The organism is Gottfriedia acidiceleris (genome assembly GCF_002128425.1).
GTDB classification, from domain to species: domain Bacteria; phylum Bacillota; class Bacilli; order Bacillales; family Bacillaceae_G; genus Gottfriedia; species Gottfriedia acidiceleris.
The window spans coordinates 131,782-158,678 of the sequence record NZ_NESS01000003.1; the positions used below are offsets into that span (position 1 = coordinate 131,782).

Here is a 26,897-nt window from a genome sequence, read left to right on the forward strand (position 1 = left end):
GGGGAAAATAATGAAAATTGCAAACTATCAAAATCAATCAATCTATTTACCAGAATTCCCTCGATCAAGATATGAGGAAATATATCAAGCCAGTATTCGCGGGGAAGTTAAATGTGTTAATTGCCATCAGAATTTAAGCTTCACATTAACTATTTATGATATTCCTCATTTTTATCATATAAACAAAGAACAAAATCTAGCATGTATGAATCATAACGTAGAGTTGGAGCAAGAAATTGTTGCTAGATTTGAAAATAAAAATGCTACTAACGAAAATACTAACGATCGTATTATTAAACTACCTACTAAGCGTTCAATCTCAAATACAGCTACAATCGAAAAAACAGATGAAAATCAATTTATTAACAGACTACCTTTTTACAATATTCCACCATATAAAAAAAATGAACAAAACACGGATGAATATGTGATCAATCAAATTTCATTAGATTCACAACAATGGAACGCTGTTACACATATCGGTTCACCATTACTTGTACTTGCTGGTGCTGGAAGCGGTAAAACACGAGTCATTACTACTCGAGCAATGCACTTAATGAATAGCGGAGTACTCCCGCATGAAATGATGCTCGTCACATTCACGTCAAAAGCATCTGCAGAAATGAAAGAACGCATGAAAGGTCTTGGATACCCTATTCAACAAATGGAAATTGGTACATTTCATAGTATTTTCTATAAAATGCTTTTACGATTTGATCGTGTAAAATGGGATTCAAGTCGATTAATTAAATCAGATTTTCAAAAGGAGATCATGTTAAAGCAAATTGGTCGACGTCTTGAAATTGATGAAAAGTCATTTGCATACGACCAAGCTATTCAACAAATCGGTTTATGGAAGAACTCTTGTATTTATCCACATGAGATTCGATCAAAAGATGCTTGGGAAGAACAAGTCGCTTCTCTTTATGAAGGCTATGAATCATTAAAAAAGCAAAATGGGCAATTTGATTTTGATGATATGTTACTCGGTTGCTTTGAAATGTTAAATGAAAATAATGAAATACTTTTACATTATCAAAATCGATTTAAATGTTTATTAGTGGATGAGTTTCAAGATATTAATAAAATCCAATTTAATATTCTAAAGATCCTTTTTCAACATACAGAAAATATTACGGCTGTTGGTGATGATGACCAGTCAATTTATGCGTTTAGAGGAAGTGACCCCAGGTTTATCTTAGACTTTAAAGAGCATTTCCAAGGATCTAAAATTTATCATTTAAGTGAAAATTATCGTTCCACTCATGGGATTGTTTCATTGGCGAACGAAGTCATTAAGCCTAATAAAAACCGTTTTGTAAAATCAATGCATGCTCAATATGACTACGATCAAGTCCCCTCTTTCTTCTTTCCATACGATGAAGAAGAAGAAGCAACGATGATTATTAATGATATAAAAGAAAAAATTAATAAAGGTGCAAATCCAGGACAATTTGCAATTTTATATCGCACTAATACTGCATCAAGGGCTGTTTTTGAGCGATTAATTGGAACAAGCTTACCATTTACAATCGATCAAGATGGTGACTCGTTTTATGATCGACCTATTATTCGAAAAATGATCTCTTTCCTACTATTAATTGGAGATGAGGACCATCAATCAGCATTAAAAGAAATATTACCGGTCTTTTTCCTAAAACAACAAGCATTTCAAGATGCAAAAATGAATAGTGTATTGCAAAATCTTTCTTTCTTAGAAGCATTCACTACCATTAAAAGTGCAGCACCATTTCAAATTAAAAAAATTGAAAACTTGATAAAAATATTACGTTATTTAAAACACGCTTCTCCATTAGAAGCAATTGAGCGAATTGAAGAAAGTCCAGCATTTATGGACTATATTAAAAAGCGTGGAAATGAGTCTAATAAAATCGAGCGACCTTCTGATGACTTAAGAGATTTAAAGGTTGTAAGCAAAAATTTCAAATCAATTAGAGAGTTTGTAGAACACGCATTTCATATTTCTGCTAAATTTAAAGAATATAAGCAGAAAAAAAATCAGTCATCGCAAGGTAATATTTCGCTTTTAACAGCTCACCGTTCAAAAGGATTAGAGTATGATTATGTCTATATTCTAGGTGTTGTAGATGGAGGATTTCCTCATGATTATGCTTTAGAATCTTTAAAAAATGGTAATTTAGATCAACTAGAAGAAGAACGCCGCCTTCTATATGTCGCTTGTACAAGAGCTAGAAAACTATTATACTTATCGATTCTTCAAAAAAGACGAGGGAAAAAAGCAAATTCTTCAAGATTAATTAGACGATTTATTAATAAGAAATAAGATTGATCAACTATTAAAATCAAATTTTGGACAAAATATTAAGGTGAGCAAAAATATGCTCACCTTTTTATATTTTTATGGATTAACGTCTTCTAGTTGTTCTACCGCTGCAGCCACAACCTGATTGTTTCACATAGCCGGCCGGAGCGCCTTGGTAATATGGGTTATAGTTCGCTTGATTAACTTGTTGTTGCATTTGTTGTTGTTGCATTTGGTACTGCTGTTGTTGTTGCATTTGCTGCCATTGATAAGGTGTATATTGACCTTGACCTTGATTATACATATCTTCCCTCCTAAATAAGTCTATTCATTTTAGTATATGAAAGGAATTTTTAATCGTTCTACCTAAAATTACGAATTCAGCCTATTAACAATCGTTTCTATTACGCCAGCTGCCCCTGCAATAGCTAATAAAATGATAATGAACTCTCCCACATGTGGAAAGAACACATATAGTAATAGTAAAAACGCTGTACACCATATCCCACTACACCATGTACAACTTAATAACTCACCAATAAAGTATTGGATTCCACTTCCTTTAATCTTTGTATAAGTAACTGGCATCCCATTCTCTTCAAGCGTTATTTCATCAATAAAAGGTCTTCTAAGAAAAGCTGTAATCTTATCGTAAACAACTAAACGAGTCAATCGAAAGCTTGCCAAGATTAAGATGAATAGCAACAACCAACTTATATCCATGTTAAGTACGCAGGCAAGGGATATGGATGCAATGGGTAAATCTCACTTCGTTACCCTTTATTTATGCTTCTCTAATCCCTTCCAACCCTTCTCCTCCCTTATTCATTTATATTCTCCCTATTCCCTATTTCAGATCTAAGCTCTTCTAAGCCCATTTATCTAAAAAAGCAATAATCTTCAGTAACCGTTTTTCGCCTGCTTAATATCATAGTAATGTAATATCCATCTAAAGTGATAAGGAGTGAAAAAGATGAGTTGCAAAGACCACGACAAAAAAAGAAACCACTGTGTTTGTGACGTTGTAAAATTCATAAATGATCTACAAGATTGCGCAACTAACACTTGCCCAACAGGTTGTGACGTTCCATTTTTAGGTGCTAACCCTAATGTACCACTTGCAAATACTCGCCCTTTCCTATTGTATTTAGCAAACGGTGAATTATTTAGAGTACCAGCATTTAATAATAATATGATGTCAATCATGGCACAACGTGATCGTGATGGCGGCGATCAAAACCAAAATAATAATAACAGAAACGCTCAAATCAACAATTGCCAAGATACAGTTGTTTTCCGTGTTGAAAGTGTAGATGATGATTGCTGTGCAGTGTTAAGAGCATTAGTGCCTGTTAAAACTGGTGACGGCAAAGACAACAACAAAAATAACAACAACCAAAACACTTTCTGTGAACTAGTAGACGGCGACATGTTTGTTGCTTCAAACACTTGTGTAACTGTTGACTTAGATTGCTTCTGTGCAATCCAATGCTTACGTGACGTACACGTTTCAAATCTGTAAGTTTAATGTAAACTAAAAAACTATGGGTGGTAGATCATGATCTACCACCTTTTTAACGCCCTAAATTCCAACCATTTGAATACTTACAATGCTTTGAATATCCAATTCAATGTCATTAATTTTTGAAGAAACTTTAATTGAAACCTTTCCATCGTTGTAACCCATAATATAGCCAATATATAAATCCTTATCTGTTCGAATTCGGCACTCAACCTTTGGAATATAATGGGGTTTATTTATCATAAATAACACTTTTTCTTCATTCGTCATAGCTTTAAATGGTTTTTTCATCCAAGCATTGTCTGCTTCGACTTGTTCTTCCTCTAGTTCTTCTTGTTGTTCTTCTTGTTGCTCTTCTAGTTCATCTAAATTCACAACATCTTCTAATTCTTCTTGTTCTTCTAGATCTTGTACTTCCAGTTCTTCTAGTTCTTCCACTTCGTATTTAGAAGCTACATATTCTTTATCCTTTTGTTTTTGATCATAATTATTTACTTTGACCACATAAGAGTGTTGTATATTCAACTTGGCTTCTTGAAAATCTGGCTGCGCAATATATAGTAATGGCTTTACTCCCTCTTTAGACTCTTTTCTTGCCATTGTTGTTCCTCCCTCGTAAGTGTGCTCTCATAAATTATATGAACAGACAATATTTATCATGTTACTTTTTTCTCAATCAAGTAACCTATAAGTTTGAAGTAAATAATAAATAATTGCCTATCAACACTTGACCAATTTTGTACATATTCATATAAATTGGACAAATATCCTAGTACAAACAATTGACAGGGCACATATAAATACATTGTAACCGCACAGAAAAAACAAGGAGCGATGAAAAAGTGAATAAAGAGTTATTCTCAGTATTCGTAGGTAAAGGAGTTAGAATTGGTCGAGGAGGTCATGAATCTAAAGAAGGTTTATTACTTGGTGCATATGAAACACATATTGCTCTTTTTACAGAGGCTGAAGGTGTAATTTATTACCCATATTCTCATTTAAAAAGTGTAACTTCATTTGCAAAAGGTAGATTAGCTTATGATGAAATGTACAATACGATTGAGTTATTACCAAACGAGAGTTTTGTAGATTTATTAAATTCTCAAGTTAGACAATGGGTAAAAATTAATCGCGGTGGCCACGACAAAGTTGAAGGTATTCTTCTTGATGCTAATCATGATTATGTAGAAATTTCTTTTAACGATGAACTAGTTTATATTGCTACTTATCATATCAAGAGTGTAAGTTTCGGAGAAAAATTTGAAGTTTACGAAAGAAGTAATACGACAAGCCAAACATTAAGAAGAAGAAAATAATGTTTAGAAAGGTCGTTTTATTCAAATAAAACGACCCTTTTTTTATAAAACTTTGACCCTCGATGCCATTCTAATTATGTAAAACCATTATAAAGTAATTTAAAACTATACTTAATTTTGAGTGGTAATCTATAAATAAATGGAAGTATGCTGTTATGAAATAACTGATTCAACTATAAAATTTTCAAACTTAATAATCTTTTTTCATTCATATTAGACAGGCACTATCTAGCTTGCCAATTTTTAAATGAAATGATGAATTTTATTTAGACAAACTATCATTCTATTTGATATGCCCATATTAATAAAATTGAAAATCCTTTTTCAGAAATGAACATGTCTGAATAATAATGATTTATCTTTTTAAGAAAGGAGAAAATCATGGCAAGTTTCAAAAATTTTCTCAACAAACAAGTTACAATTGAAATATCTGGTAACAGTAATGTTGATGGAATCTTAATTGAAGTTGGAAATGATTTATTAGTTGTTTTCAATGGTGAAAATTTCCTTTATATTCCACTACTTCATATTCATAATCTTAGTGAAAGTACACTCGAAGAATTCTTTGGTGTTGTTCCTTCCCTCCAAGAATTAGAACACGAAAAAGATGAGTTATCTTTACGTAAAGTATTAACTGCTGCCAAAGGGATTTTTGTAGAAATTAGTCTATCAAATAATCGTTCTTTTCATGGCTTTATTACAACGATCATGAATAATTACTTTGTGTTCTATTCACCGATCTATAAGATCATGTATATTTCCCTCCAGCATTTAAAATGGTTAACCCCGTATCTCACTGAAAAAACCCCTTATATGTTAAGTAATAATTTATTACCTGTTAATCCTTCTAATATCCCCCTAGCACGCACGTTAGACGTTCAATTAAATAAGTTGATTGGTGAATTAGTCGTAATGAACAGTGGAGAGAAATACGAATATATAGGCAAGTTGAGTTCCATTGACTCAAATTTCATAGAGTTGACCACATCTAGAGGAGAAAGCAAATTAGTAGGTCTTCGTCACTTAAAATCAATTTTTATTCCGTAAGTATTTATAAATTAAAATGCCACATTTACAATAAAAAGTGCCTATTTTATCATCTTGAGTAGGCACTTTTTTTATTTTACAGGATTAAGATATTTAAGAACAACAATAGGAGTATTATTTTGAAATTCTGAAGCTTGTTGTTCTAGCGTGGAAGGGGTATCTTAGCGGTACCTTTCATTCGTAGTTGACATTATCGCTCTTTTTTATTGATAATTTGCCGATTTTTATCAATTTATTATCCGACTAAGAAAGAATAGAGCAAATCTACAGGATCTCTATTTGAAAGTATCTACTATGGCCTTCTTATTTGCGATTCTCTGATTTTAATCGCACTCCTGTCTTTAACACCTTTGCAATCCCCTTCATTTTCCTAAAAAAAATAGAAGCTCTTATATAAGCTTCTATTTTTCCAATGCACTTCTTATCCCATTATATGGTATCCTGAATCAACATGAATGTTTTCTCCAGTAATACCTCTTGCTAAGTCACTAAATAAGAATAAAGCAGAATCTCCTACTTCTTCTTGTGTTACGTTTCTACGTAATGGAGCTTTTTCTTCGATTTCTTTTAAGATTGTATTAAAGTCGCCTACTCCTTTAGCAGAAAGCGTACGGATTGGTCCTGCAGAAATTGAGTTTACGCGAATATTATATTTCCCTAAATCGTTCGCTAAATAGCGTACAGAAGCTTCTAGAGCTGCTTTAGATACACCCATTAGGTTATAGTTTTGCATTACACGCTCTCCACCTAAGTAAGTTAACGTAACAATGCTTCCACCTTCAACCATTAATGGTTTTGCTTCACGAGCTACACCTACTAAAGAGTAAGCACTAATGTTTTGTGATAATAAGTACCCATCACGGCTTGTGTCTACAAACTCACCTTTTAAATCTTCTTTATTAGCAAAAGCGATACAGTGTGCTACACCATGAATTGCACCTACTTGCTCTTTAATTGCTGCAAAGCATTTTGCCAAATCTTCATCACTAGTTACATCACATTGTACTAGAAGATTGTTTGGATTTTCTAGTGAGTCAGATAATTCTCGAACACCTTTTTCTAATCTTTCATTTGCGTATGTAAAAATTAAATTTGCTCCAGCGCTATGTAATGATTGTGCAATTCCCCAAGCGATACTACGGAAGTTTGCAACACCCATAACAACAAAAGTTTTGCCTTGTAATGAAATCATATCATCCGTCTCCTTTATTATTAGTTATTAGTACTAGATACTAAAATAGTAGCACAAATACGATGAATTGAAAATAGTAAAGTTATATATAGCTTTATCCACAAAAAATATAAATATAATAGTTTATTTAAAAAGAGTTTATAGATTTGAATTCCTTTAAAGGCAAAAATAAATTATAATGATGATTGTCGTACATTAAAAGTCCCGATTTAAAAGCATACTAATAAAACACATTATAGAGAGGTGAGGACATGAAGGAAGACCGTACATCTCCCTTTCAAATTGATTTTAAATTACTATTTATCCTTTTTTGTATAGCCACTGTAAGTTATCTAGCAATTACTAGTGCAATGCCAAGCCTTCCTGCAAATCTAAGAAGCATCAATTTCGCTGGACAGCAAATTAAATGGTATATCATTGGTCTTGTTGGTATTGCCGTTATTATGATTATTGATTTTGATCGATATAAAAATGTTATTTGGTATATGTATGGTTTTGGACTAATCCTACTACTTGGATTAGAACTGCACGTCCCAGGTGCTAAAACGATTAAAGGTGCAACAGCATGGTACACCTTACCTGGAATCGGTAACTTCCAACCATCCGAATTAATGAAAATTTTTATGATCATCATTTTAGGAACGATCATTTCAAGACACAATGAAATGTACGCTGTTCGTGGAAAGAGAGAAGATATTTTACTTTTAGGTAAGATATTCGGTATTTCGTTACCGCCTTTACTACTGATTGCAAAAGAACCTGACTTAGGAAATACAATGGTTATGTGCGCAATTATCGCAACAATGATTTTAATTTCTGGAATACGTTGGCGCTATATTCTTGGACTAGTTTTATTAACGGTAGCCCTTGGTACTTTCATGGTTTATCTATACTTTTATCATTTTGAATTTTTCACATCGCATGTGCTTGAGGAATACCAGTTAAATCGTTTTTACGGTTGGCTAGCACCGTACGAATACCCTTCTCAAGGCTATCAGCTTACTCAGGCATTAATGGCAGCTGGTTCTGGTATGCTTACGGGTAAAGGGTTCCATAACGGTGAAGCATACTTCCCTGAACCACATACAGATTTTATTTTCACAGTAATTTGCGAGCAATACGGCTTTATAGGAGCAAGTGTAGTCATTTCATTATTCTTCTTATTAATTTATCGAATGATTCATATTGCTTTAGAAAGTAACGACAAATTTGGTAGCTATCTTTGTGCTGGTGTAGTAGGAATGTTCACTTTCCAGATTTTCCAAAATATTGGTATGACAATCGGTCTACTACCGATTACAGGGATTACTCTACCATTCGTAAGCTACGGAGGAAGTTCTCTTGCCACTAACCTTCTAGCAATTGGATTCATCCTTAATGTAAGATCTAGAACAAATAAGTATATGTTTGACTGATAGAGTAGGCATACAAAAAGATAGGGGTAAAGATCTAATAAAGATCCTTACCCCTCTTTTTATAGCATTACCGAATCTTGGAAATTTCTTTTACTCTGCTTTTTTGGGGCATACTACAATTATTACTTCTTGAAATAACAGACTAAAAGGATTGATAGAATGAAATACGATATTATAGGAGATATTCATGGCTGCTACGATGAATTTGTTGAATTAACTAAAAAACTTGGTTATTCGTGGAAGAATAATATTCCAGTTCACCCTGAAAATCGAAAGTTAGTTTTTGTTGGAGACTTAACGGATCGGGGACCTAATTCTCTGGCAGTTATCAAAGTAGTATATGAGCTTGTAATGAAGCATAAAAAAGCATATTATTCACCGGGGAATCATTGTAATAAACTTTATCGCTATTTTCTTGGCCGCAATGTAAAAATTCAACATGGACTTGAAACAACAGTTGCAGAATTAGAATCCTTAAGTGGTAAGGAGCGAAGCCATTATCAAGAATCGTTTAAAAAACTATATGAAGGCTCTCCACTCTATAATGTTTTAGACAATGGAAAATTAGTCGTTTGTCATGCTGGTATACGTGAGGATATGATTGGTAAGCATTCAAATAATGTTAAAACATTCGTTTTGTATGGAGATATTAATGGCGAAGTGCTTCCAAACGGAATGCCAGTAAGAAAGGATTGGGCAAAAGAATACAAAGGCAGAGCATTAATTGTTTATGGTCATACTCCTATTAAGGAACCACGCGAATTAAATAATACAATTAATATTGATACCGGTGCTGTTTTTGGTGGTAAACTAACAGCATTTTCGTATCCAGAACGTAAGTATACTCAAGTTCAATCTTCTATGCCTTATATTGAGGAAAAATTTAGCTTTTATGAAGAAGAACAAGAAAACAGAGTTTAGGAAAGTCAAAGTCATGATTATGGAATTTTAAAGGAAGAACAAAAAAAGTAGGTTTCTGTTTAGGAACCTACTTTTTTGCTGATAATGTAAGCGCTCACTTATCAGCTTAATATATTAGTCTCTTCCATCCCCATGGAGAAACACTACATACTAAAAATAATCTATTATTCATATATTGTCAATAAATTATACAAAATTTAGACAAATTTATCACTTGACATTCACAATTCCAATAAACCCTTTAAATCAGCAGGTAAAGCGATTTCAAAGTTTTTTTCCGTATGATCAATTGGATGAATAAATGACAATTTATAACTATGCAACGCCTGTCTTTGTAAAAAATCAGTATTACCTCCATATAAGTCATCCCCGATTAACGGATGTCCGATTGAAGACATATGAACCCGGATTTGATGTGTTCGACCAGTTTCTAATTCTAATTCAACAACTAAGTAGTCTCTATTTGCTAAAAGGACTTGATAATGTGTAATTGCTTCTTGTCCCTCTTCAGAAACAATTCTCTCAATAATACTATCACTTTTCCTAGCAATCTTTGCTCGAATTACCCCTTTTGTATCATTCATTTGTCCATGTACAATTGCTAAATATTTTCTTTGAACATCTTTTAATTCATTTTTAGAAAACAAATAATGAATATAACGATTTTTGGCAACTAACATTAATCCCGAAGTATCTTTGTCTAATCGAGTTACAATATGAATGGTAGACTGAAGCCCAATTGATTGATAATAAAATAATAACCCATTTGCAAGAGTGCCACTAGGATGCTCTCTAGAGGGAATGCTTGGTATTCCAGATGGTTTATTTATGACTAATACAGCCTCATCTTCATAAACAATTTCAAAAGGAATATCTTCTGCTATAAGATCCTCACTTGGTTTTTCGATTGGAAAATAGATTTGTACAACATCTAATTCTTTTAAAATTGTACGGACAGTTTTTTCCTCACCATTTACTGTAATTTTTCCACCTTGAAATTTTATATCAGTGAGAGCACGTTTAGAGAGCTCCTTTAATTTAAGAAACTCTCTCAGTAAAATTCCATTATGCTCTTTTTTTACTTCCCATGATAAACTAAATTGCTTCATATTCTTCACCATTTTTATTTAACAAAAGAATCAACGACACGCTTCCAAAATGGAAAAGGTCTAAAACGTGCAAAACGTACTTTTTCATGAGCTACTCGACATTGAATCGATTTAACGTCTTGATGCACTATTGTTTTATGATCTAATGTAATTTGAAAATTTGCGTTTCTTACTGGTTTAAGTAAGCAAGTATGATGTTTAGGTAAAACAAGAGGTGAACCAATTGTACGAAAAACTCGATTATTAATCGAAGCCATCTCAGCAATTTGAATCGCTTCAATTGATGGATGAATAATTGCTCCACCAAGTGCTTTATTATAAGCTGTACTACCTGAAGGTGTAGAAATACAAAGACCGTCACCTCTAAATGTCTCAAAATGCTGACCTTTTATTTCAACATCAATCACTAAAGTACCTTCAAGACCCTTAATCGTACATTCATTTAATGCTAATGTTTGCATTTCTTTTTTTCCATCCTTATAACGGATGATTACTTCCAATAAAGGATATTCAACTACTTGAAATGGAGTCTTCGCAATCGCAATAACAAGCTTTTCTACCTCACTTGGTACCCAATCAGCGTAAAACCCTAAATGCCCAGTATGAACCCCTACGAAAGATACTTTATCGAGAAGATGAGTGTAATTATGAAAAGCATGAAGTAAGGTCCCATCACCACCTACTGATATGGCGATTTCAGGCTCCTCTTCATCAAATTTAAAATTAAAACTCTCTAAATAATCTCTCATTCGTTTCGTCAGTTCATTGGACTCTTGATCGCCCTTAGACATAATTACGAATTTCATTTTCTCGCCCTTTCCTTATTGGTCGTTTTTTTTCGAAAATTCTGCTTGCGCTTCTTGAATCTCTCCTCTAATTAGAGACATTTCTTCATCTAAGAGAAACGCTGCTTCAGCTGCTCTTTGTAATCGTTCGTGAATATTTTCAGGATATTTTCCCTTGTACTTATAATTTAAAGAATGCTCTATTGTTGCCCAAAAATTCATCGCAAGTGTTCTTATTTGAATTTCAACTAAAACTTTTCGTTCACCTTCAATTGTTTGAACTGGATATTCAACAACTACATGATAAGAACGATATCCGCTATTCTTTTTATTTGTAATATAATCGCGCTCTTCTACAATTGTAAAATCTTTACGTTTGCGTAAAAGCTCCACTACATTTTTAATATCTTCTACAAATTGACACATCATTCTAAGACCGGCAATATCCTGTAATTCTGTTTCTAAATTCGCTAATGGAATTCCTTTTCTTATTGTCTTATTAACAATGCTGTGAATAGGCTTAACTCTCCCAGTTACAAACTCAATTGGGGAATGCTGATTCGTTTCCTCAAACTGTTTTCTAATCCCTTTTAACTTTACTTTTAATTCGCTTACTGCTTGTTCATAAGGTGCTAAAAAACTTTCCCATTGACCATTCATGAAAATCACCACCAACTTACTTCTCTTCTAAAAATGCGCTTTGAACTTGCTTAACAAATTCTTCTCCATAGTTAAAATTACCTTCAACGTTTTGGATTAAATATGTTAACTCCTCATTCCAATTATTTAGTGAGAGACTCTTTTCACCGACCTTTAAAAATACGCTTAAATTTTGATCATTTGCTTTTTTTAAGTCCGACCAAAACTCATAAGGAACTGTAACATATACAAATTCTTCATTTTCTTCTAATATATACAATAGTGAACTTTTGTCTGAGTCTGCTATCATTGTTCCTACCTCATGACACTGTTCCAAACTCATTTTTGTATCATCGATTATTAGATATAAACCATCTTCATTTATATTTATTCCATTTATTTCAAGCATTTTTCTCATCGTAAAACCTCAACCTTTTTAATGTATGTATTTTATTTAATTTTGACCATTTCTATTGTAACATATCAAATAGAAAATAGACGACGACTAGCACATTCAATAACAAAAATAACAATAATTAAGGAGTTAACTATGGCTAAAGAAATTGAAATTGAATTTAAGAATTTATTAACGAAAGAGGAATTTGAAAAACTTAAATCCTATTTTCAAATTAACGAATCTCAGTTCCATTCACAAACTAATTATTATTTTGAGACACCTGATTTTACAATTAAAGAACATGGTGGAGCATTAAGAATCCGCAAAAAGTCCCTAAATTCATTTACTTTAACTTTAAAAATAAAACAAGCTGTCGGACATTTAGAAATTAATCAAAAAATAAGTGAAACTGAAGCAGCAAATATGCTAAAAACATTCATTCTTCCAAATGGTGAAGTAAAAGAATATATTGAAGAAGTAAATTTAAACTTAAATGCTCTAGTATTAATAGGTGACTTAACAACAAATAGAGTAGAATTTCCTTATGAAAATGGACTCTTAGTTTTAGACCACAGTACATATTTAAATCACGAGGATTATGAGTTAGAATTCGAAGTTACGGATGAAAACATTGGTAAACAACAGTTTATCAATCTGTTAGAGAATCTTCAAATCCCACAGCGTAAAACATTAAATAAAATTAGACGCTTTTTTAATGTTAAACAAGGGAATCAGGCTAACTGAACACCATTTTTATTATAAATAAACTAATTTAATTGTTGAAATAGCACACTGCAGACAGTAACTTATAAATGCCGTAGATACCTAGAGGGTATATTTCGGCGTTTTTTTAATATAGTCGATTTTAACAATCTTTTTATAGAAAAATGGCAGATTTCTCTCAACTTTCAACAGATTAAACTAATATTACAGCCATTTTGCTAGTTTGCCATTTGAAAATATCTTTTTTTATCAAATTTTACATCATAATACTATAACCGGTATGGGTAATTATTTCTCTTATTTGCTATTCTTGAGGTTTTATTTGCGATTCCTTAATTTTATTTGCAGTTCTGACTTTTTCATTTGCGATTTCAGAATTTTATTTGCTATTCGTACTTTATTTGCAACTTATCCTTTTTTAATTGCCACACATAAACTCCTCATTTGCGGTTCTCTCATCCTTACTTGTATGGCAGACTTCATTCTCTGTTTTTAAATCAGTTTCACAACTATTTTTTGCGATCGTTTAGACTTTTGGGACAGTAATTTTTTACTATAATACTTAATAGAATTAAGAAAATATAATAGATTAATGAAAAATAGTGCATCATATTTGAAATATTAACAATCCGTTGCTACAATACGAATAGAGAACAAACGTGTTATATCTTACAAATTAATTTTCACGTCTGTTATAGTACGGACGTATGAATTGCATTAAGGGTGAAATATATGAATGACAAACAATATAAAAATGAATCAATCACGCTTCCCGAGCAGAATTGTACAAAAAAATCGATTGAATTGTATGTATTCATAGATCCACTTTGTCGAAATTGTTGGGATTTTAGTACAATTTTAAAAAAGTTTCACTTAGAATATGGTCAATATTTTTCATCTACTTATATTCCAGTTAATCGATATTACACAACTAAAAAACTATTAGAAAAACGACCTTCTCAGCTTGCATTCGTATGGGAGAAGACAGCTAGCAGATCAGATATCCTTTGCGACGATCACTTATGGATTGATAATAAAGAACTTTACCCATACTACTCTGCAATTGCATTAAAAGCAGCTGAGCTTCAAGGTAGAGTAGCTGGCGTTAACTACTTAAAAAAGTTACAAGAATATTATTTCTTGATGGATTTAGACATTACAGATCAAGATGTTCTTATCGAATGTGCTAAAGATATAAATATTGATGTAAAAGAGTTTATTGAAGATTTAAGCAGTACACACTCTATTAAAGCCTTACAATGTGATATTAAAGTTACAAAAGAAATGCATGTAACTGAAATTCCAAGTGTTGTATTTTTTAATGAAAATATTGAAGAAGAAGGTTTGAAAGTATCGGGCTTTGAAAGCTATCAGACCTATGTAAAGATATTAGAACTAATGACTAATACAAAGCTAGAAAAACGTGAACTTCCTGATTTAGCTGAATTTATTAAATTTCAACCATTTGTTACTATTAAAGAACTATGTATGATTTATGAGCAATCAACTCAAAGCATGGAGTTAGAATTAAAAAAATTAATCCTACGTAGAAAAGTTAAGAAAATTGTTCAAAAAGATCAAATTTATTATCAGTATGTTGTTTAAGCAACAAAAAAAGACCTAGCTTTCGCTAGGTCTCTTTTTTGATGTAATATTTTACATCAAGGGGATGGGAGAAATTTTCACGTTCAACAAAGGGGTATTTGTGTTTGTGAAGTAATTCACACCCTTATAATACAATTAATTTTAAAGTTTGGCAACCATTTGAGAAATATTTCACATTTTAGACACAAAATAGTAGGTCTAAAGGTATAGAAAAAGTTAAGAAAAATAAAAAACAAACACATATAGGAATAATGCTACATGTGTTTGTTAAGGTAAGTTTATTCGTTAAATAAAAGTTCTTCCATTTCATTTAACATTTCTTCAAATACTTTTAGTGCTTCTACAATTGGTTGTGAAGATGTCATATCTACTCCAGCTTTTTTCAATACTTCAATCGGATAATCCGAGCTTCCTGCCTTTAAGAAGCCCAAGTATCTTTCAACTGCTGGTTCGCCTTCTTCTAGAATTTGTTTTGAAAGTGCTGTTGCTGCACTGAATCCTGTTGCATATTGGTATACATAGTAGTTGTAGTAGAAATGCGGAATTCTACTCCATTCTAAACCAATTAGCTCATCGATTACGATCTCATCACCAAAATATTTTTGGTTAAGCTCGTAATATGTTTTTGTTAATAAATCTGGCGTTAACGCCTCACCATTTTGAGCTAATTCGTGAATCTTATGTTCAAACTCTGCAAACATCGTTTGACGGAATACAGTTCCTCTAAAAGTCTCTAAATAGTGATTTAGTAAATAAAGTCTTTGTTTAGGATCTTCAGTATTTTTTAGTAAATAATCATTTAAAATCGCTTCATTACATGTAGAAGCAACTTCAGCTACGAAAATTGAGTAATCTCCGTAAACATAAGGTTGATTTTTACGAGTGTGATAACTATGAACTGAATGACCAAATTCATGTGCTAATGTAAATAAATTATTTACATTGTCCTGCCAGTTCATTAGGATATATGGGTTAGTACCATACGCACCAGAAGAGTATGCTCCGCTTCGTTTTCCTTTGTTTTCGACAACATCTACCCAACGGCTTTCATATGCCTCTTTTAGAATTTCAACGTATTCATCACCTAATGGTTTTAATGCCTTTAATAAAATTTCTTTCGCTTCTTCATACTTAATTTCCATTTTTACTTCTTCTACTAATGGAGTAAATAAGTCATACATATGAATTTCATCAAGCTTTAACGCTTTTTTACGAATAGCGATATAACGATGTAATAAATTTAAATGCTCATTTACAGTAGAAACTAATTGATCATAAACAACTTCAGGAATTTCGTTATTACTTAATGCTGCATGACGCGCATTATTATATTTTCTAACTTTCGCTTTAAAATTATCTTTTTTTACAGCACCACTTAAAGTACTTGCAAAAGTGTTTTTATACGCATCATACGTATTATAAACCGCTTCAAAAGCATCTTTTCGAACACGTCGATCAGCACTTTCTAAAAAATGAATATAACGACCATGTGTGATTTCTACTTCTTCACCATTCTCATCTTCAATCGTCGGAAATTTTAAATCTGCATTATTTAACATTCCGAACGTGTTACTAGAAGAAGATAATACTTCAGAAGCTTGTGCCATAATTTCCTCTTCAGCTGCTGAAAGAACATGTGGTTTTTGCTTTAAAATTTCTTCTAAAGAGTGCTCGTACAATTTCAGTTCATCATTTTCTTCAATAAATTTTTTCAATGTATCTTCTGATATTGTTAATAATTCTGGCACGAAGTATGACATTGCACTCCCAGCCTTAGTGTATAGATTTTTCGCACGATCATCTAATGCTTGATATGTTGAATTTGTTGTATCTTGATCGTAACGCATATGAGAGTATGTATACAATTTACCTAATAAAAATGAAATTTCATCCTGTTTTTTTAATGCATTTAAAAGTGTTTGAGACGACTCACCTAATTTACCTTTAAACTCTGAAAACGACGGGATTAATTCAAGTACTTTTTTATACTCTGCTTCCCATTTTGCATCTGTTTCATAAATATCTTCCAACTTCCAAGTTAATTCTTCTTGAACTTCACTTCTAGTTGGTAACTTTTTAACAGCTTTTTGTTCTAGCATGTCTGATCCCCCTAAAATTATTATTAGTATTAATAACATTCCAGTCTGATATTAATAATCATTTGAATCAGTTCTTGCATTAAATAACAAATCAAATGCTGTATTAGCGCTCAGACGGTCTTCATCCAATGCTTGTTGGAATGATGATGGAATAATAGCATTAGCTATCTTCATTATTTTACCATTTTTAATACGTTTTAAGATTCTAATTTTCACTAAAAAGTCAATATACTTTTCTACACATTTCTCCAAATTCACTATTTCATTATTTTGAAATTGATTAACCCTCCATTTACCATTCTGTACTTCTATTTTTACAGACTGATTTATTTTATCTATAAAGATAAGTTGCCCAATTTCCGCTTCATGAAAAAAATTAAAATAAATATCCCCTTGCCAAAAGATACAATGTTCTTTAATTATGCAGTTACTTTCTAATGGAACCCCAATTACTGCTGGAAAATAATTAATATTTGCATTGTATAAATAGTGCTTAAAAACTTTTAAATTACCTTTAGTATGCAAATGTTGATATAGTCTAAAATCTTTTTTTAAACGGTTCCATTTAGATACAAATACATTTTTATCAATTTTATTTTGTAATGAAAATTCCTTTAGACTGAAATTATTTATTGGAAATACATTCTTTTGGCCAACATATTGGACTGGAGAAAACGCTATCAATGAGGAAAGTACTGTAAATGATTGTAATGTAGGATTATAGAAGAGAAGTGAAAAAACGTTAATTTTAACAAATGAATAAATAGATAATGAATTAATATAGAAAGAAGACCATCTTTTTTGATTTAAAAGTTTGTCATTTAAGATCCACAAAACTTTCATTCCACTGTGTTTAAAAGAATTAGTCCTCTTTTTCATTATTTCTAAAGGAATAACAGAACATTGATATTCAACACACATTTGAATCGTATTTAATTTTATAAATAAATCAGGTCTTTGATTTAATTCAGGTATAAATTTTTCAACCTCGACTTTCAAATTAAATTTTTTAAAAAATTGATATAAAGCAAACTTCCCTTTACGATGCTCAATACTCTCCTTCTTTCCATTTTCACATTCCGTCAAATCTATATGTGCAAAATGTGTTACCTTCTTTGTTCCAATTTTAAGTCTCACTTGCTTTTTACAAATCGGACAAAAGTATGGACCATTTTGCTTTAATCTTAATAATTCTTCTGTCGTTTTAACTTCAAATAAATTAATAGTATGCCTTTCTGAATTTAATGCAACAATCATCTTTACCACTACCTCCTTTCCACAATACTTCACTATCCTTTTCATTTTTTCCTCCCAAAAATTTAAAAACGATTTTTCAAATAAAAAACCTACCAAATATAGAATTTTCCATTTGGTAGGCTAATTTATGACTAAATGAAATATTATAAAATGTTCTATCAGAAAAGTAGTTCCTTACAATAGTGGTGCCATCAATCTTGATAATGATTCAAATATCCTTTTGTATATAGGTCTCTTTTTAAAATCAGTAAAAATAATTGCTTCAGAATCACGGATATCATTATTAAAATCATTAACTAAGTGATTAATACTTTCTTCTAAATATAAAAATGCGGTAACTTCGAAGTTTAAACGAAAACTTCTCATATCCATATTTGCCGTACCAACAGATGCGATTTCATCATCTACAATCAATATTTTACTGTGTAGGAATCCTTGTCTATATTCATAGATCTCAACTCCAGCTTCTAATAACTCTGGAAAATATGAACGTGAGGCATAAAATACGATCTTCTTATCAGGACGATCAGGCATTAGAATTTTTACTTTTACCCCACCATTTGCTGCAACTTTAAGAGCAGTTAAAATATCTTCATCAGGAACAAAATATGGTGAAGCAATGTAAATACTTTTTCTTGCACTTGTAATCATCGCAAAAAATAATTCTTTTATCACTTCATGCTTACGGTCTGGTCCACCAGAAACAAGTTGAATTGCTCCTTTGGAAGAATAGTTACTAACATTAATGTCAAAGTACTCTTTGTCATCAATTAACTCATTCGTCATATAATACCAGTCTTGCAAGAATATAAATTGTAGTGTTCGTACACCTTCTCCATTAAGGTATAGATGTGTGTCTCGCCACTTTCCAAAATAATGATCCTTACCTAAATACTCATCTCCAATATTTAATCCGCCAACAAATCCTACATTCGAATCTATGACGATAATTTTTCGATGGTTTCGGTAATTTATCGTATCGTTTAAAACTGGAATTTTTACTGGAGAAAATGGTAGTATTTCTACACCAGCTTTTCGTAAGTCTTTTACAAAATTTCTTGATAATTTCCAGCTACCTACAGCGTCATAGAGAAAGCGAACCTTTACACCATTCTGCGCTTTTTCAATTAAAATATCTTTTAGTTGATTACCAATCTCGTCATTTCTTACTATATAGAATTCGATATGAATATGGTGCTTTGCTTTTTTTAGTTCCTCAATTATTTTTGGGAAGGTTTCACTTCCATTTGTAAGAACTTTTGTAAAAGTATTCATCGTGACTGGTGTATTACTCTGTTTAGCTGCGATATTTATTAGATACTCTAATCTTTGATTTTGTGCTATAAATTCTTTCACTTCTACATCTTCTGATTCACTAATTAAACCATTTGCATTTTGATCATTAATTGCCTTTTTTCGATAGACCATTTTCTTTTTGTAATTTTGTCCAAAAATTAAATAAAAAACAAAACCAAATAACGGGAAAATGGCTAAAAGAATGATCCATGTTAAAGTTCTAGCAGGATTTCTATTTTCAAGAAAAATAATAATCGATACACCTATAGCCGTTATCGAGAACATAATACTTATTAATCTAAAAATAGTAGATTTCTCAAAAAAAGCAAAATTCATTAACCAAATGAATTTAATAGTTGGAGAAGCAAAATATAAAATGCATACTACAATTGATAAAAATATTAAAATCTTTAATCGAAATTGCATTAATATTCTCCTTTATAAAGAAAAGAAACCGATCCCTAAGGCATCGGCTATTACAATAATGGAAAAATTGATTTAAAATGAGGTAAAGCTGTTTTTTCATAAATCAATTTTCCGTATTCCTCTAAAACATGTATAGTTACTTTTGAACGATGACCATATTCAAGTAACATTGATGATAAGTAATCGACTTGAATTTCGTCAAGCAATTCTTCTTCAAATTTAACATAAAGATAGTAATAATCTTGGAAGGAATAAAGTGTACTTTCAAATGATTCTTGATTAACAGAATGAGATAAAGAAATAATGTCTTCAAGATTTTTAAAGGAAAGAATAAGTTCAGCTTCCTCTTCATCCATCGATTCAAAAATATCTTCTTCATCATCTTCATCTGAATCATCGTCATCATCTACAGAGATAAATGGAATTTCTAAATTCTTTTCTCCTTCACCTAAATTCACTTCTACTTTTTTGCCGTCTTTAGAAATCACAGCTTTTGTTACAACAACTTCTAAACCTTTGTCTAGTGCCTGTACCTGAATCCATAGGGGGCCACCAGCAATGAATTCCTCAGTCAAATGCGCTTCATCAATTAATTCCCAGAAAAGCTCTTCACTTCTTTCTCGATCTAACCATACTTCATCTTTAGAGAAACCTCTCTCCTCGATGTCTAAGTAGGATATGGAGAACTTAAACGTATTTTCATTAATTCTTTCTATTTCCATTTGTTTTCCCCCTCCTTTAATGAACAACAAGTAATTGCGTTAGACGAAATAGAATAAATAAAGTAAAAGAAATTTATGTTAAATATAAAATTCTGAAATAGTAAATTAGAAAAATACTCTTAAAAATTTAGCTTTATAAGTAAATTTTTATCTATCTTACCATGAAAATTTATTAAATGCGAATAGTAACTACAATTATATTTTATGATACTATTTAAAATTTTGGAAATAAAATTCACCTATTTTTTAAAAATCATCATATACCTATTAATATTAGGACAATCATTTAAAGCTTTTAATAAGAGAGGTGAATTCATGATAGATCTTCATTATATATGGTCCTTTTTAATGATTGTTATTATAGACATTGTTTTAGGTGGAGATAATGCTATTGTCATTGCATTAGCATGTAGAAAATTACCATATAAGCAACGTAACATAGCGATAATTTTCGGTAGTATTACCGCAATTGTTTTACGAATTATATTAACAATATGTGCAATTTTTGTCCTAAAAGTCCCATTCTTACATTTAATTGGCGGAATATTACTTTTGTACATAGCTTGCAAATTAATTATTCAGGAGGATGACAACCCTTCTATAAAGGAGAACTACACAGTTTTCCATGCAATTCGTACAATTGTATTTGCTGATTTAGTTATGGGGATTGATAATGTATTAGCAATAGCTGGGGCATCAAACGGAAAGCCATCATTAGTCATTTTAGGTCTTTCCATTTCAATTCCAATTATAATTTGGGGAAGTAAAATCGTTTTATGGTTCTTGGAAAGATATCCAATACTGAGTTTTGTAGGGGCTTCTGTTCTTTCTATAACAGCTAGCAAAATGTTAATAGACGAACCATTTATCAGTCAATATATAAATGGGCGGAACGATATTGAACTAATACTCGGTTCATCTTGTATAATCTTCACCATTGTTATAGGTTATTATTTCAATAATATTCGTTACCGAAAGCGAACATCCTAATTGTTTAAAAAAAGCTGTAAAAAGTATGCAATTAACTTTTTACAGCTTTTTATATAATATGAATAAGTATTTGTTCAATATGATTGAGAATCTTAATCATGAATTGTAATTTTTTTCACAATTCACAGCAAAGATTTACTCATTAACTAAACGTTGCGCTTCACGTAATTGATATGTGCGAACTGAACGCGGTAAAAATCTTCTAATTTCATCTTCATTATAACCAACTTGTAAACGTTTCTCATCAATAATAATCGGTCTTCTTAGTAAACCAGGATATTTCTGGATGATTTCATATAAGTCTTGTAATGGAAGACTTTCTAAGTCTACGTTTAATTCTTGGAAAATTTTCGATCTTGTTGATATAATTTCATCAGTACCACTTTCGGTCATACGTAAAATTTGTTTAATCTCATTAATTGATAATGGTTCTGAAAAAATATTTCTTTCTTTATAAGGAATATTATTATCTTCTAGCCACATTTTTGCTTTACGACAAGACGTACAACTTGGTGAATTATACAAAATTACCATTTTGCTCTCCCCCTAACTACTCTTTTTAAAAAAAGTAATATAGTTATGTGTATTAATTTATAAGAATTTGTTAATTATAATTAGTTTAATCTACCACTATATGTTCACATTATACAGTATTCTGGAAAATAAATATATACAAATTTGTAAAAAAATTTAAAAAAACCTATACAAAAGGTGTACAATTTTCAGAAATTTAGAAACTAAAATATAGGCTAATTTCTTTCGTGGATTTTACGGATGTGAAAGCTGATTTCCACCCCAAAACCACGCAATCCTTAGGTGGGACCTGCTTCCTTTTTTTATCCACTCTTTCAGTCTCTAACCTTCCCGTAACATTTCCTAATGTAGTCATGTACCCGTTTCGTTCCATACAACTTTAGTCCAAAAAAGTTACAATACCAAAAGCCTGATTGCTATATAAAAAGCACAAAAATATTTATTAGGAAAAAGCTTAATTATTCTTTCTATTTCAGCAAATTTTTAATACAATAATAGTAACGCTTACATTAATAGGAGGCTAATCTAATGGCAGCTTACATAACTGATCTATTGATTGTTGCAGTGTTAGTAATCGGAATTACTGCACTTAATGGTGTGTTTACAAACGCGATCGGCGAAAAAATATTTGGTAGAAGTAAAAAAAGTCAATTTGTTGATATGTCTGACCGAATGTCAGCAAACTTCAAACAGGTTGGTGGACAAGGCAAGTTCCGTAAAAAAACTTATTAATAGCAGTAAAAACAAAAAGGGCAAAGGCCCTTTCTTTTTTTGCCTTGATAAGGTTTAGTGTATAACGAATGTAGAAGTGATTACGGACACTAGTTCGTCCGCCAGTACATTACTTTGGAATATTAGATTCAGGGGCTTTGAATTAAAATTTGGTTATCATTGTACATTCTAGATTCAATTTCTTCTAAGCTTGTCCTACCGTTCTTACACCTAGCCTTATCTACATTTCTAATCATAAATCCTCCACCTTAATTTTCCCTTAACTTGCATGAATCCTTTATGAGTAACCTAATTCTTCTTTTTGCTTTTTTACATTCTCATGAACCCTTTATGAGTAACTAAATTTCGTCTTTTAGTTTTTATACTTACTCATGAACACCTCATGAGTAACCAGCTCTCTTCTTTTTGGTTTTATACTTACTCATGAACACCTCATGAGTAACCAGTTTTCTTCTTTTTACTTTTTTACTTGCTCATGAACCCTTTATGAGTTACTAAATTTCATCTTTTAGTTTTTATACCTACTCATGAACACCTCATGAGTAACTAAATTTCATCTTTTAGTTTTTATACTTACTCATGAACCCTTTATGAGTTACTAAATTTCATCTTTTGGTTTTTATACTTACTCATGGACACCTCATGAGTAACCAGCTCACGTCTTTTAGCTTTTTTACTTACTCATAAACACCTTATGAGTAACCAGTTCTCTTCTTTTTGCTTTTTACTTCCTCATGAATACCTTATGGGTGACCTATTTTCAGCTTCTTGCCTTTTTATTACCCATTTCTTATGAGCTAGCAAATTCTTCAACTCCTTGACTCAAAAAAAAAATCCTAGTGATAAGCTCACTAGGATTAATTTCTTATTTATACATTTGTTGATAATTTTTGAATTCTGCTTCAGAGCAAAGTACGAAATGTCCAGGACGAACTTCGCGTAATTGTGGTTGTTCATTTGAATAATCGTGTTGTTTTGGATCATAAACGATACGTTTACGATTGCGCTCATAAACAGGATCTGGAAGCGGAATTGCTGATAATAATGATTTTGTGTAAGGATGCATTGGGTAATCATATAATTCATTACTATCTGCAAGCTCAACAATTTTACCGTGGTACATTACACCGATACGATCACTAATGTACTTAACCATTGATAAATCATGGGCGATAAATAAATATGTTAAACCTTTTTCCTTTTGAAGCTTTCTCATTAAGTTTACAACCTGAGCTTGAATTGACACGTCAAGAGCTGAGATTGGCTCATCGGCGATAATAAAGTCTGGTTGTACAGCAAGTGCTCTTGCAATACCGATACGTTGACGTTGTCCACCTGAGAATTCATGTGGGAAACGGTTAGCGTGTTCTTTATTTAAACCTACTGTTTCAAGTAAGTCATAAACCATTTTCATTCGCTCTTCTCTGTTACGAGCTAAGCCATGAATATCAATACCTTCTGCAATGATATCTGCAACTTTCATACGCGGGTTTAATGAAGCGTATGGATCTTGGAAAATCATTTGCATACGACGGTTAAACTGCTTTAACTCTTTACGACTTTTCTTACCATGTACATCTACACCATCGAAAATTACTTGTCCATCAGTCGCATCGTATAATCGAATGATGGCACGTCCAGTTGTAGATTTACCAGAACCTGACTCACCTACTAAACCGAAAGTTTCTCCACGGAAAATGTCAAATGTGACATCATCGATTGCTTTAACAGTTGTTTTACCTGTATTAAAGTATTGTTTTAAATTTTTAACTTCAACTAATTTTTCTGCAGCTTTATTTGACATTTACTTCACCTTCCTTCATACGTTGAATACGCTTCTTAACGGCTTCAGGTGGTTCAACTTTTGGAGCATCCTCATGTAATAGCCATGTTGCAGCGTAGTGTGTTTCAGACACTTTAAACATTGGAGGTTCCATTTCATAGTCAATTTTTAAAGCATTTGGATTACGTGGTGCAAACGCATCACCTTTTGGAGGATTTAATAGATCCGGTGGTGTACCAGGAATTGCTACTAATTCTGCTCCTTGTTCATTATCTAAGTCTGGCATTGAAGCTAAAAGTCCCCAAGTGTAAGGATGTTTTGGATTGTAGAAAATATCGTCTACAGTTCCCATTTCAACTACTCTACCTGCATACATAACTGCAACTTTATCTGCAACATTCGCAACTACACCTAAATCATGTGTAATAAAGATAATTGCTGAATCAGTTTTTCTTTGAATTTCTTTCATTAACTCAAGGATTTGAGCTTGAATTGTAACATCAAGAGCTGTAGTTGGCTCGTCAGCGATTAATAATTTTGGATTACATGCTAATGCCATTGCAATAACAACACGTTGTCTCATACCGCCTGAGAATTGGTGTGGATATTGTTTAAAACGCGCTTCAGCATTTGGAATACCTACTAGATTGATTAATTCTAAAGCAATTTTCTTTGCTTCAGTTTTGCTCATTTTTTGGTGCTTTATTAGACCTTCTGTTATTTGATATCCAATCGTTAATACTGGATTTAAAGAAGTCATAGGATCTTGGAAAATCATTGAAATTTCTTTTCCACGAATATTTTGCATTTCTTTATCGCTTAATTTAGCTAAATCTTTTCCATCAAATAAGATTTCACCGCTTTTAATTTTACCAGGAGGGTTTGGAATTAACCCCATTAATGCTTTAGATGTTACTGATTTACCTGAACCAGATTCACCTACAATTGCTAATGTCTCACCTTTTTTAAGATCAAATGAAACTCCGCGTACTGCTTGAACTTCACCAGCATGAGTATAAAAGGAGACACACAGATCTTTTACTTCTAATAATTTACTCATTGTTCATTCTCCTTTCAAAATTACTTACTCATTTTTGGATCTAAAGCGTCGCGTAATCCGTCAGCAATTAAGTTGAAACTTAAGATTAATAAGCTGATTACAACCGCTGGAATAATCATCATATGAGGGAAAGTTTGTAATGATTTGAAACCATCACTTACTAAAGAACCTAATGATGCTTTTGGTGGTGCAATACCTAAACCGATGAAGCTTAAGAACGCTTCAGCAAAGATTGCACTTGGAATTGTGAACATCATCATTACAATGATTGGACCCATAATATTTGGAATTAAGTGTTTTGCAATTAATTGAGTATTTGTAGCACCTAATGTTCTTGAAGCTAAAACGAACTCTTGATTTTTTAATTTTAACATTTGACCACGAACGATTCGGGACATACCTACCCAACCAGTAATTACCATCGCTAAAGCGATTGAAAGAATACCTGGGTTTTTAAATATTAAGATGAATAGGATTACTACGATTAGATATGGAACACCCATTAAAACTTCAGCAATACGTTGCATTATAGTATCTACACGGCCACCGAAGAATCCTGAAATACCACCGAATGTTACACCGATTACCATATCAATTACAGCTGCTAATAAACCGATTAAAATTGATACTCGAGCACCAGCCCAAGTTCTTGTGAAAATATCACGACCTAAATCGTCAGTACCAAACCAATAGTTTTCTTTAATATTTTTATTTTTATAAACGTCATTCCCATATTGATCAATTCCATCAAATGGTAAGAATTTTACATTTTCTAACACACCAATTTTAGGTGGTAATTTTGATCTTTTTAAATCTTGATCTTTATAAGAGTGTCCACTCATCATTGGACCAAATAATGTGAAGATTAATAAGATGCCAAGGATAAAAAATCCTAACATTGCACCTTTGTTTTTCATAAAACGTCTTCTTGCATCTTTCCAGAAAGAATCCGAAGGTCTTGAAATTTTGTCTGCATTATTCAAATCTACGTTTGCAGGTTGGAATAAATCAGATGAAATTTTTTGAGCTGTGTTGTTGTTCAT

The 26,897-nt window shown here is 31.9% G+C and carries 26 protein-coding genes; 10 read left to right on the forward strand and 16 right to left on the reverse strand.

The features are described 5' to 3' along the window. Positions 1-10 precede the first annotated feature (10 nt). Positions 11-2,305, forward strand: coding sequence for an ATP-dependent helicase (locus B6K90_RS07115; protein ID WP_167555303.1), 2,295 nt, complete (start codon positions 11-13; stop codon positions 2,303-2,305). A gap of 82 nt (positions 2,306-2,387) precedes the next feature. Here B6K90_RS07115 and B6K90_RS07120 read toward each other — a convergent pair whose 3' ends face one another. Both B6K90_RS07120 and B6K90_RS07125 read right to left on the reverse strand, forming a co-directional pair. Continuing rightward, positions 2,388-2,588 carry a hypothetical protein gene (locus B6K90_RS07120; RefSeq protein ID WP_088012055.1) on the reverse strand — a complete coding sequence of 67 codons (201 nt, stop codon included), beginning with the start codon at positions 2,586-2,588 and terminating at the stop codon, positions 2,388-2,390. A gap of 68 nt (positions 2,589-2,656) precedes the next feature. Continuing rightward, on the reverse strand, positions 2,657-3,007 hold the full coding sequence (locus B6K90_RS07125; RefSeq protein ID WP_088012056.1) for a DUF1360 domain-containing protein: 351 nt from the start codon (positions 3,005-3,007) through the stop codon (positions 2,657-2,659). Positions 3,008-3,257: 250 nt separating this feature from the next. On the opposite strand from B6K90_RS07125, the gene B6K90_RS07130 reads away from it, so the two are divergent. Continuing rightward, positions 3,258-3,806, forward strand: coding sequence for a CotY/CotZ family spore coat protein (locus B6K90_RS07130; RefSeq protein WP_088012057.1), 549 nt, complete (start codon positions 3,258-3,260; stop codon positions 3,804-3,806). Positions 3,807-3,866: 60 nt separating this feature from the next. Here B6K90_RS07130 and B6K90_RS07135 read toward each other — a convergent pair whose 3' ends face one another. Beyond that, entirely contained in the window at positions 3,867-4,406 is a 540-nt protein-coding gene (locus B6K90_RS07135; RefSeq protein WP_088012058.1) for a CotO family spore coat protein, read from the reverse strand. A 242-nt stretch (positions 4,407-4,648) separates the two neighbouring features. On the opposite strand from B6K90_RS07135, the gene B6K90_RS07140 reads away from it, so the two are divergent. Continuing rightward, the gene (locus B6K90_RS07140; RefSeq protein ID WP_088012059.1) at positions 4,649-5,122 is read left to right on the forward strand and encodes a DUF2642 domain-containing protein; all 474 of its coding nucleotides are present in this window, start codon (positions 4,649-4,651) and stop codon (positions 5,120-5,122) included. A gap of 381 nt (positions 5,123-5,503) precedes the next feature. Next, positions 5,504-6,169 (forward strand): DUF2642 domain-containing protein, encoded by a 666-nt coding sequence (locus tag B6K90_RS07145; RefSeq protein ID WP_088012060.1) that lies wholly within the window; start codon positions 5,504-5,506, stop codon positions 6,167-6,169. Between the two features lie 421 nt (positions 6,170-6,590). Here the strand turns inward: B6K90_RS07145 and fabI are convergent, their stop codons facing one another. Next, positions 6,591-7,361 (reverse strand): enoyl-ACP reductase FabI, encoded by a 771-nt coding sequence (fabI, locus tag B6K90_RS07150; RefSeq protein ID WP_088012061.1) that lies wholly within the window; start codon positions 7,359-7,361, stop codon positions 6,591-6,593. Between the two features lie 251 nt (positions 7,362-7,612). Between fabI and B6K90_RS07155 the strand changes: the two genes are divergently transcribed. Beyond that, positions 7,613-8,776 (forward strand): FtsW/RodA/SpoVE family cell cycle protein, encoded by a 1,164-nt coding sequence (locus B6K90_RS07155; protein ID WP_088012062.1) that lies wholly within the window; start codon positions 7,613-7,615, stop codon positions 8,774-8,776. 159 nt (positions 8,777-8,935) lie between these two features. Next, positions 8,936-9,697 (forward strand): bis(5'-nucleosyl)-tetraphosphatase PrpE, encoded by a 762-nt coding sequence (gene prpE / locus B6K90_RS07160; protein ID WP_088012063.1) that lies wholly within the window; start codon positions 8,936-8,938, stop codon positions 9,695-9,697. Between the two features lie 221 nt (positions 9,698-9,918). Here the strand turns inward: prpE and B6K90_RS07165 are convergent, their stop codons facing one another. The 4 genes from B6K90_RS07165 to B6K90_RS07180 are packed head-to-tail and all read right to left on the reverse strand — an operon-like array spanning position 9,919 to position 12,648. Next, positions 9,919-10,806: an RluA family pseudouridine synthase gene (locus tag B6K90_RS07165; protein ID WP_088012064.1), complete on the reverse strand. Its 888-nt coding sequence runs from the start codon at positions 10,804-10,806 to the stop codon at positions 9,919-9,921. Between the two features lie 14 nt (positions 10,807-10,820). Beyond that, entirely contained in the window at positions 10,821-11,612 is a 792-nt protein-coding gene (locus B6K90_RS07170) for an NAD kinase (RefSeq protein ID WP_088012065.1), read from the reverse strand. 15 nt (positions 11,613-11,627) lie between these two features. Continuing rightward, positions 11,628-12,251, reverse strand: coding sequence for a GTP pyrophosphokinase (locus tag B6K90_RS07175; protein ID WP_069032993.1), 624 nt, complete (start codon positions 12,249-12,251; stop codon positions 11,628-11,630). 16 nt (positions 12,252-12,267) lie between these two features. Beyond that, positions 12,268-12,648: a UPF0738 family protein gene (locus B6K90_RS07180; protein WP_088012066.1), complete on the reverse strand. Its 381-nt coding sequence runs from the start codon at positions 12,646-12,648 to the stop codon at positions 12,268-12,270. 132 nt (positions 12,649-12,780) lie between these two features. Here B6K90_RS07180 and B6K90_RS07185 point away from each other — a divergent pair, with 132 nt between their 5' ends. Together B6K90_RS07185 and B6K90_RS07190 are read left to right on the forward strand one after the other, a co-directional pair. Next, entirely contained in the window at positions 12,781-13,371 is a 591-nt protein-coding gene (locus tag B6K90_RS07185) for a CYTH domain-containing protein (RefSeq protein WP_088012067.1), read from the forward strand. Positions 13,372-14,082: 711 nt separating this feature from the next. After that, entirely contained in the window at positions 14,083-14,955 is an 873-nt protein-coding gene (locus tag B6K90_RS07190) for a DsbA family protein (protein WP_088012068.1), read from the forward strand. 278 nt (positions 14,956-15,233) lie between these two features. Here B6K90_RS07190 and pepF read toward each other — a convergent pair whose 3' ends face one another. From pepF to mecA, 4 genes are all read right to left on the reverse strand, one after another. Then, the gene (gene pepF, locus B6K90_RS07195; RefSeq protein WP_088012069.1) at positions 15,234-17,054 is read right to left on the reverse strand and encodes an oligoendopeptidase F; all 1,821 of its coding nucleotides are present in this window, start codon (positions 17,052-17,054) and stop codon (positions 15,234-15,236) included. A 51-nt stretch (positions 17,055-17,105) separates the two neighbouring features. Next, the gene (locus B6K90_RS07200; RefSeq protein WP_088012070.1) at positions 17,106-18,356 is read right to left on the reverse strand and encodes a competence protein CoiA; all 1,251 of its coding nucleotides are present in this window, start codon (positions 18,354-18,356) and stop codon (positions 17,106-17,108) included. 129 nt (positions 18,357-18,485) lie between these two features. After that, complete coding sequence (gene cls, locus B6K90_RS07205; protein WP_088012071.1) at positions 18,486-20,033, reverse strand: cardiolipin synthase; 1,548 nt, start codon at positions 20,031-20,033, stop codon at positions 18,486-18,488. Positions 20,034-20,083: 50 nt separating this feature from the next. Beyond that, positions 20,084-20,755 carry an adaptor protein MecA gene (gene mecA, locus B6K90_RS07210; RefSeq protein ID WP_088012072.1) on the reverse strand — a complete coding sequence of 224 codons (672 nt, stop codon included), beginning with the start codon at positions 20,753-20,755 and terminating at the stop codon, positions 20,084-20,086. A gap of 318 nt (positions 20,756-21,073) precedes the next feature. Here mecA and B6K90_RS07215 point away from each other — a divergent pair, with 318 nt between their 5' ends. Then, complete coding sequence (locus B6K90_RS07215; RefSeq protein ID WP_088012322.1) at positions 21,074-21,745, forward strand: TerC family protein; 672 nt, start codon at positions 21,074-21,076, stop codon at positions 21,743-21,745. A 135-nt stretch (positions 21,746-21,880) separates the two neighbouring features. On the opposite strand, the gene spxA is transcribed toward B6K90_RS07215, so the two are convergent. Next, a complete protein-coding gene (gene spxA, locus B6K90_RS07220; protein ID WP_056473638.1) occupies positions 21,881-22,279 on the reverse strand; it encodes a transcriptional regulator SpxA in 399 nt (132 codons plus the stop codon). Between the two features lie 528 nt (positions 22,280-22,807). Between spxA and B6K90_RS07225 the strand changes: the two genes are divergently transcribed. Beyond that, positions 22,808-23,011 carry a hypothetical protein gene (locus tag B6K90_RS07225; RefSeq protein ID WP_069032985.1) on the forward strand — a complete coding sequence of 68 codons (204 nt, stop codon included), beginning with the start codon at positions 22,808-22,810 and terminating at the stop codon, positions 23,009-23,011. 865 nt (positions 23,012-23,876) lie between these two features. On the opposite strand, the gene B6K90_RS07230 is transcribed toward B6K90_RS07225, so the two are convergent. Genes B6K90_RS07230 through opp3C form a run of 3 tightly spaced genes read right to left on the reverse strand, consistent with a single transcriptional unit; the run spans position 23,877 to position 26,897 of the window. Continuing rightward, complete coding sequence (locus tag B6K90_RS07230; protein ID WP_088012073.1) at positions 23,877-24,815, reverse strand: ABC transporter ATP-binding protein; 939 nt, start codon at positions 24,813-24,815, stop codon at positions 23,877-23,879. Beyond that, a complete protein-coding gene (locus tag B6K90_RS07235) occupies positions 24,805-25,854 on the reverse strand; it encodes an ABC transporter ATP-binding protein (protein WP_088012074.1) in 1,050 nt (349 codons plus the stop codon). Before B6K90_RS07235 ends, B6K90_RS07230 begins: the two co-directional genes overlap by 11 nt. A 20-nt stretch (positions 25,855-25,874) precedes the next feature. Further along, positions 25,875-26,897, reverse strand: coding sequence for an oligopeptide ABC transporter permease (opp3C, locus tag B6K90_RS07240; protein ID WP_088012075.1), 1,023 nt, complete (start codon positions 26,895-26,897; stop codon positions 25,875-25,877).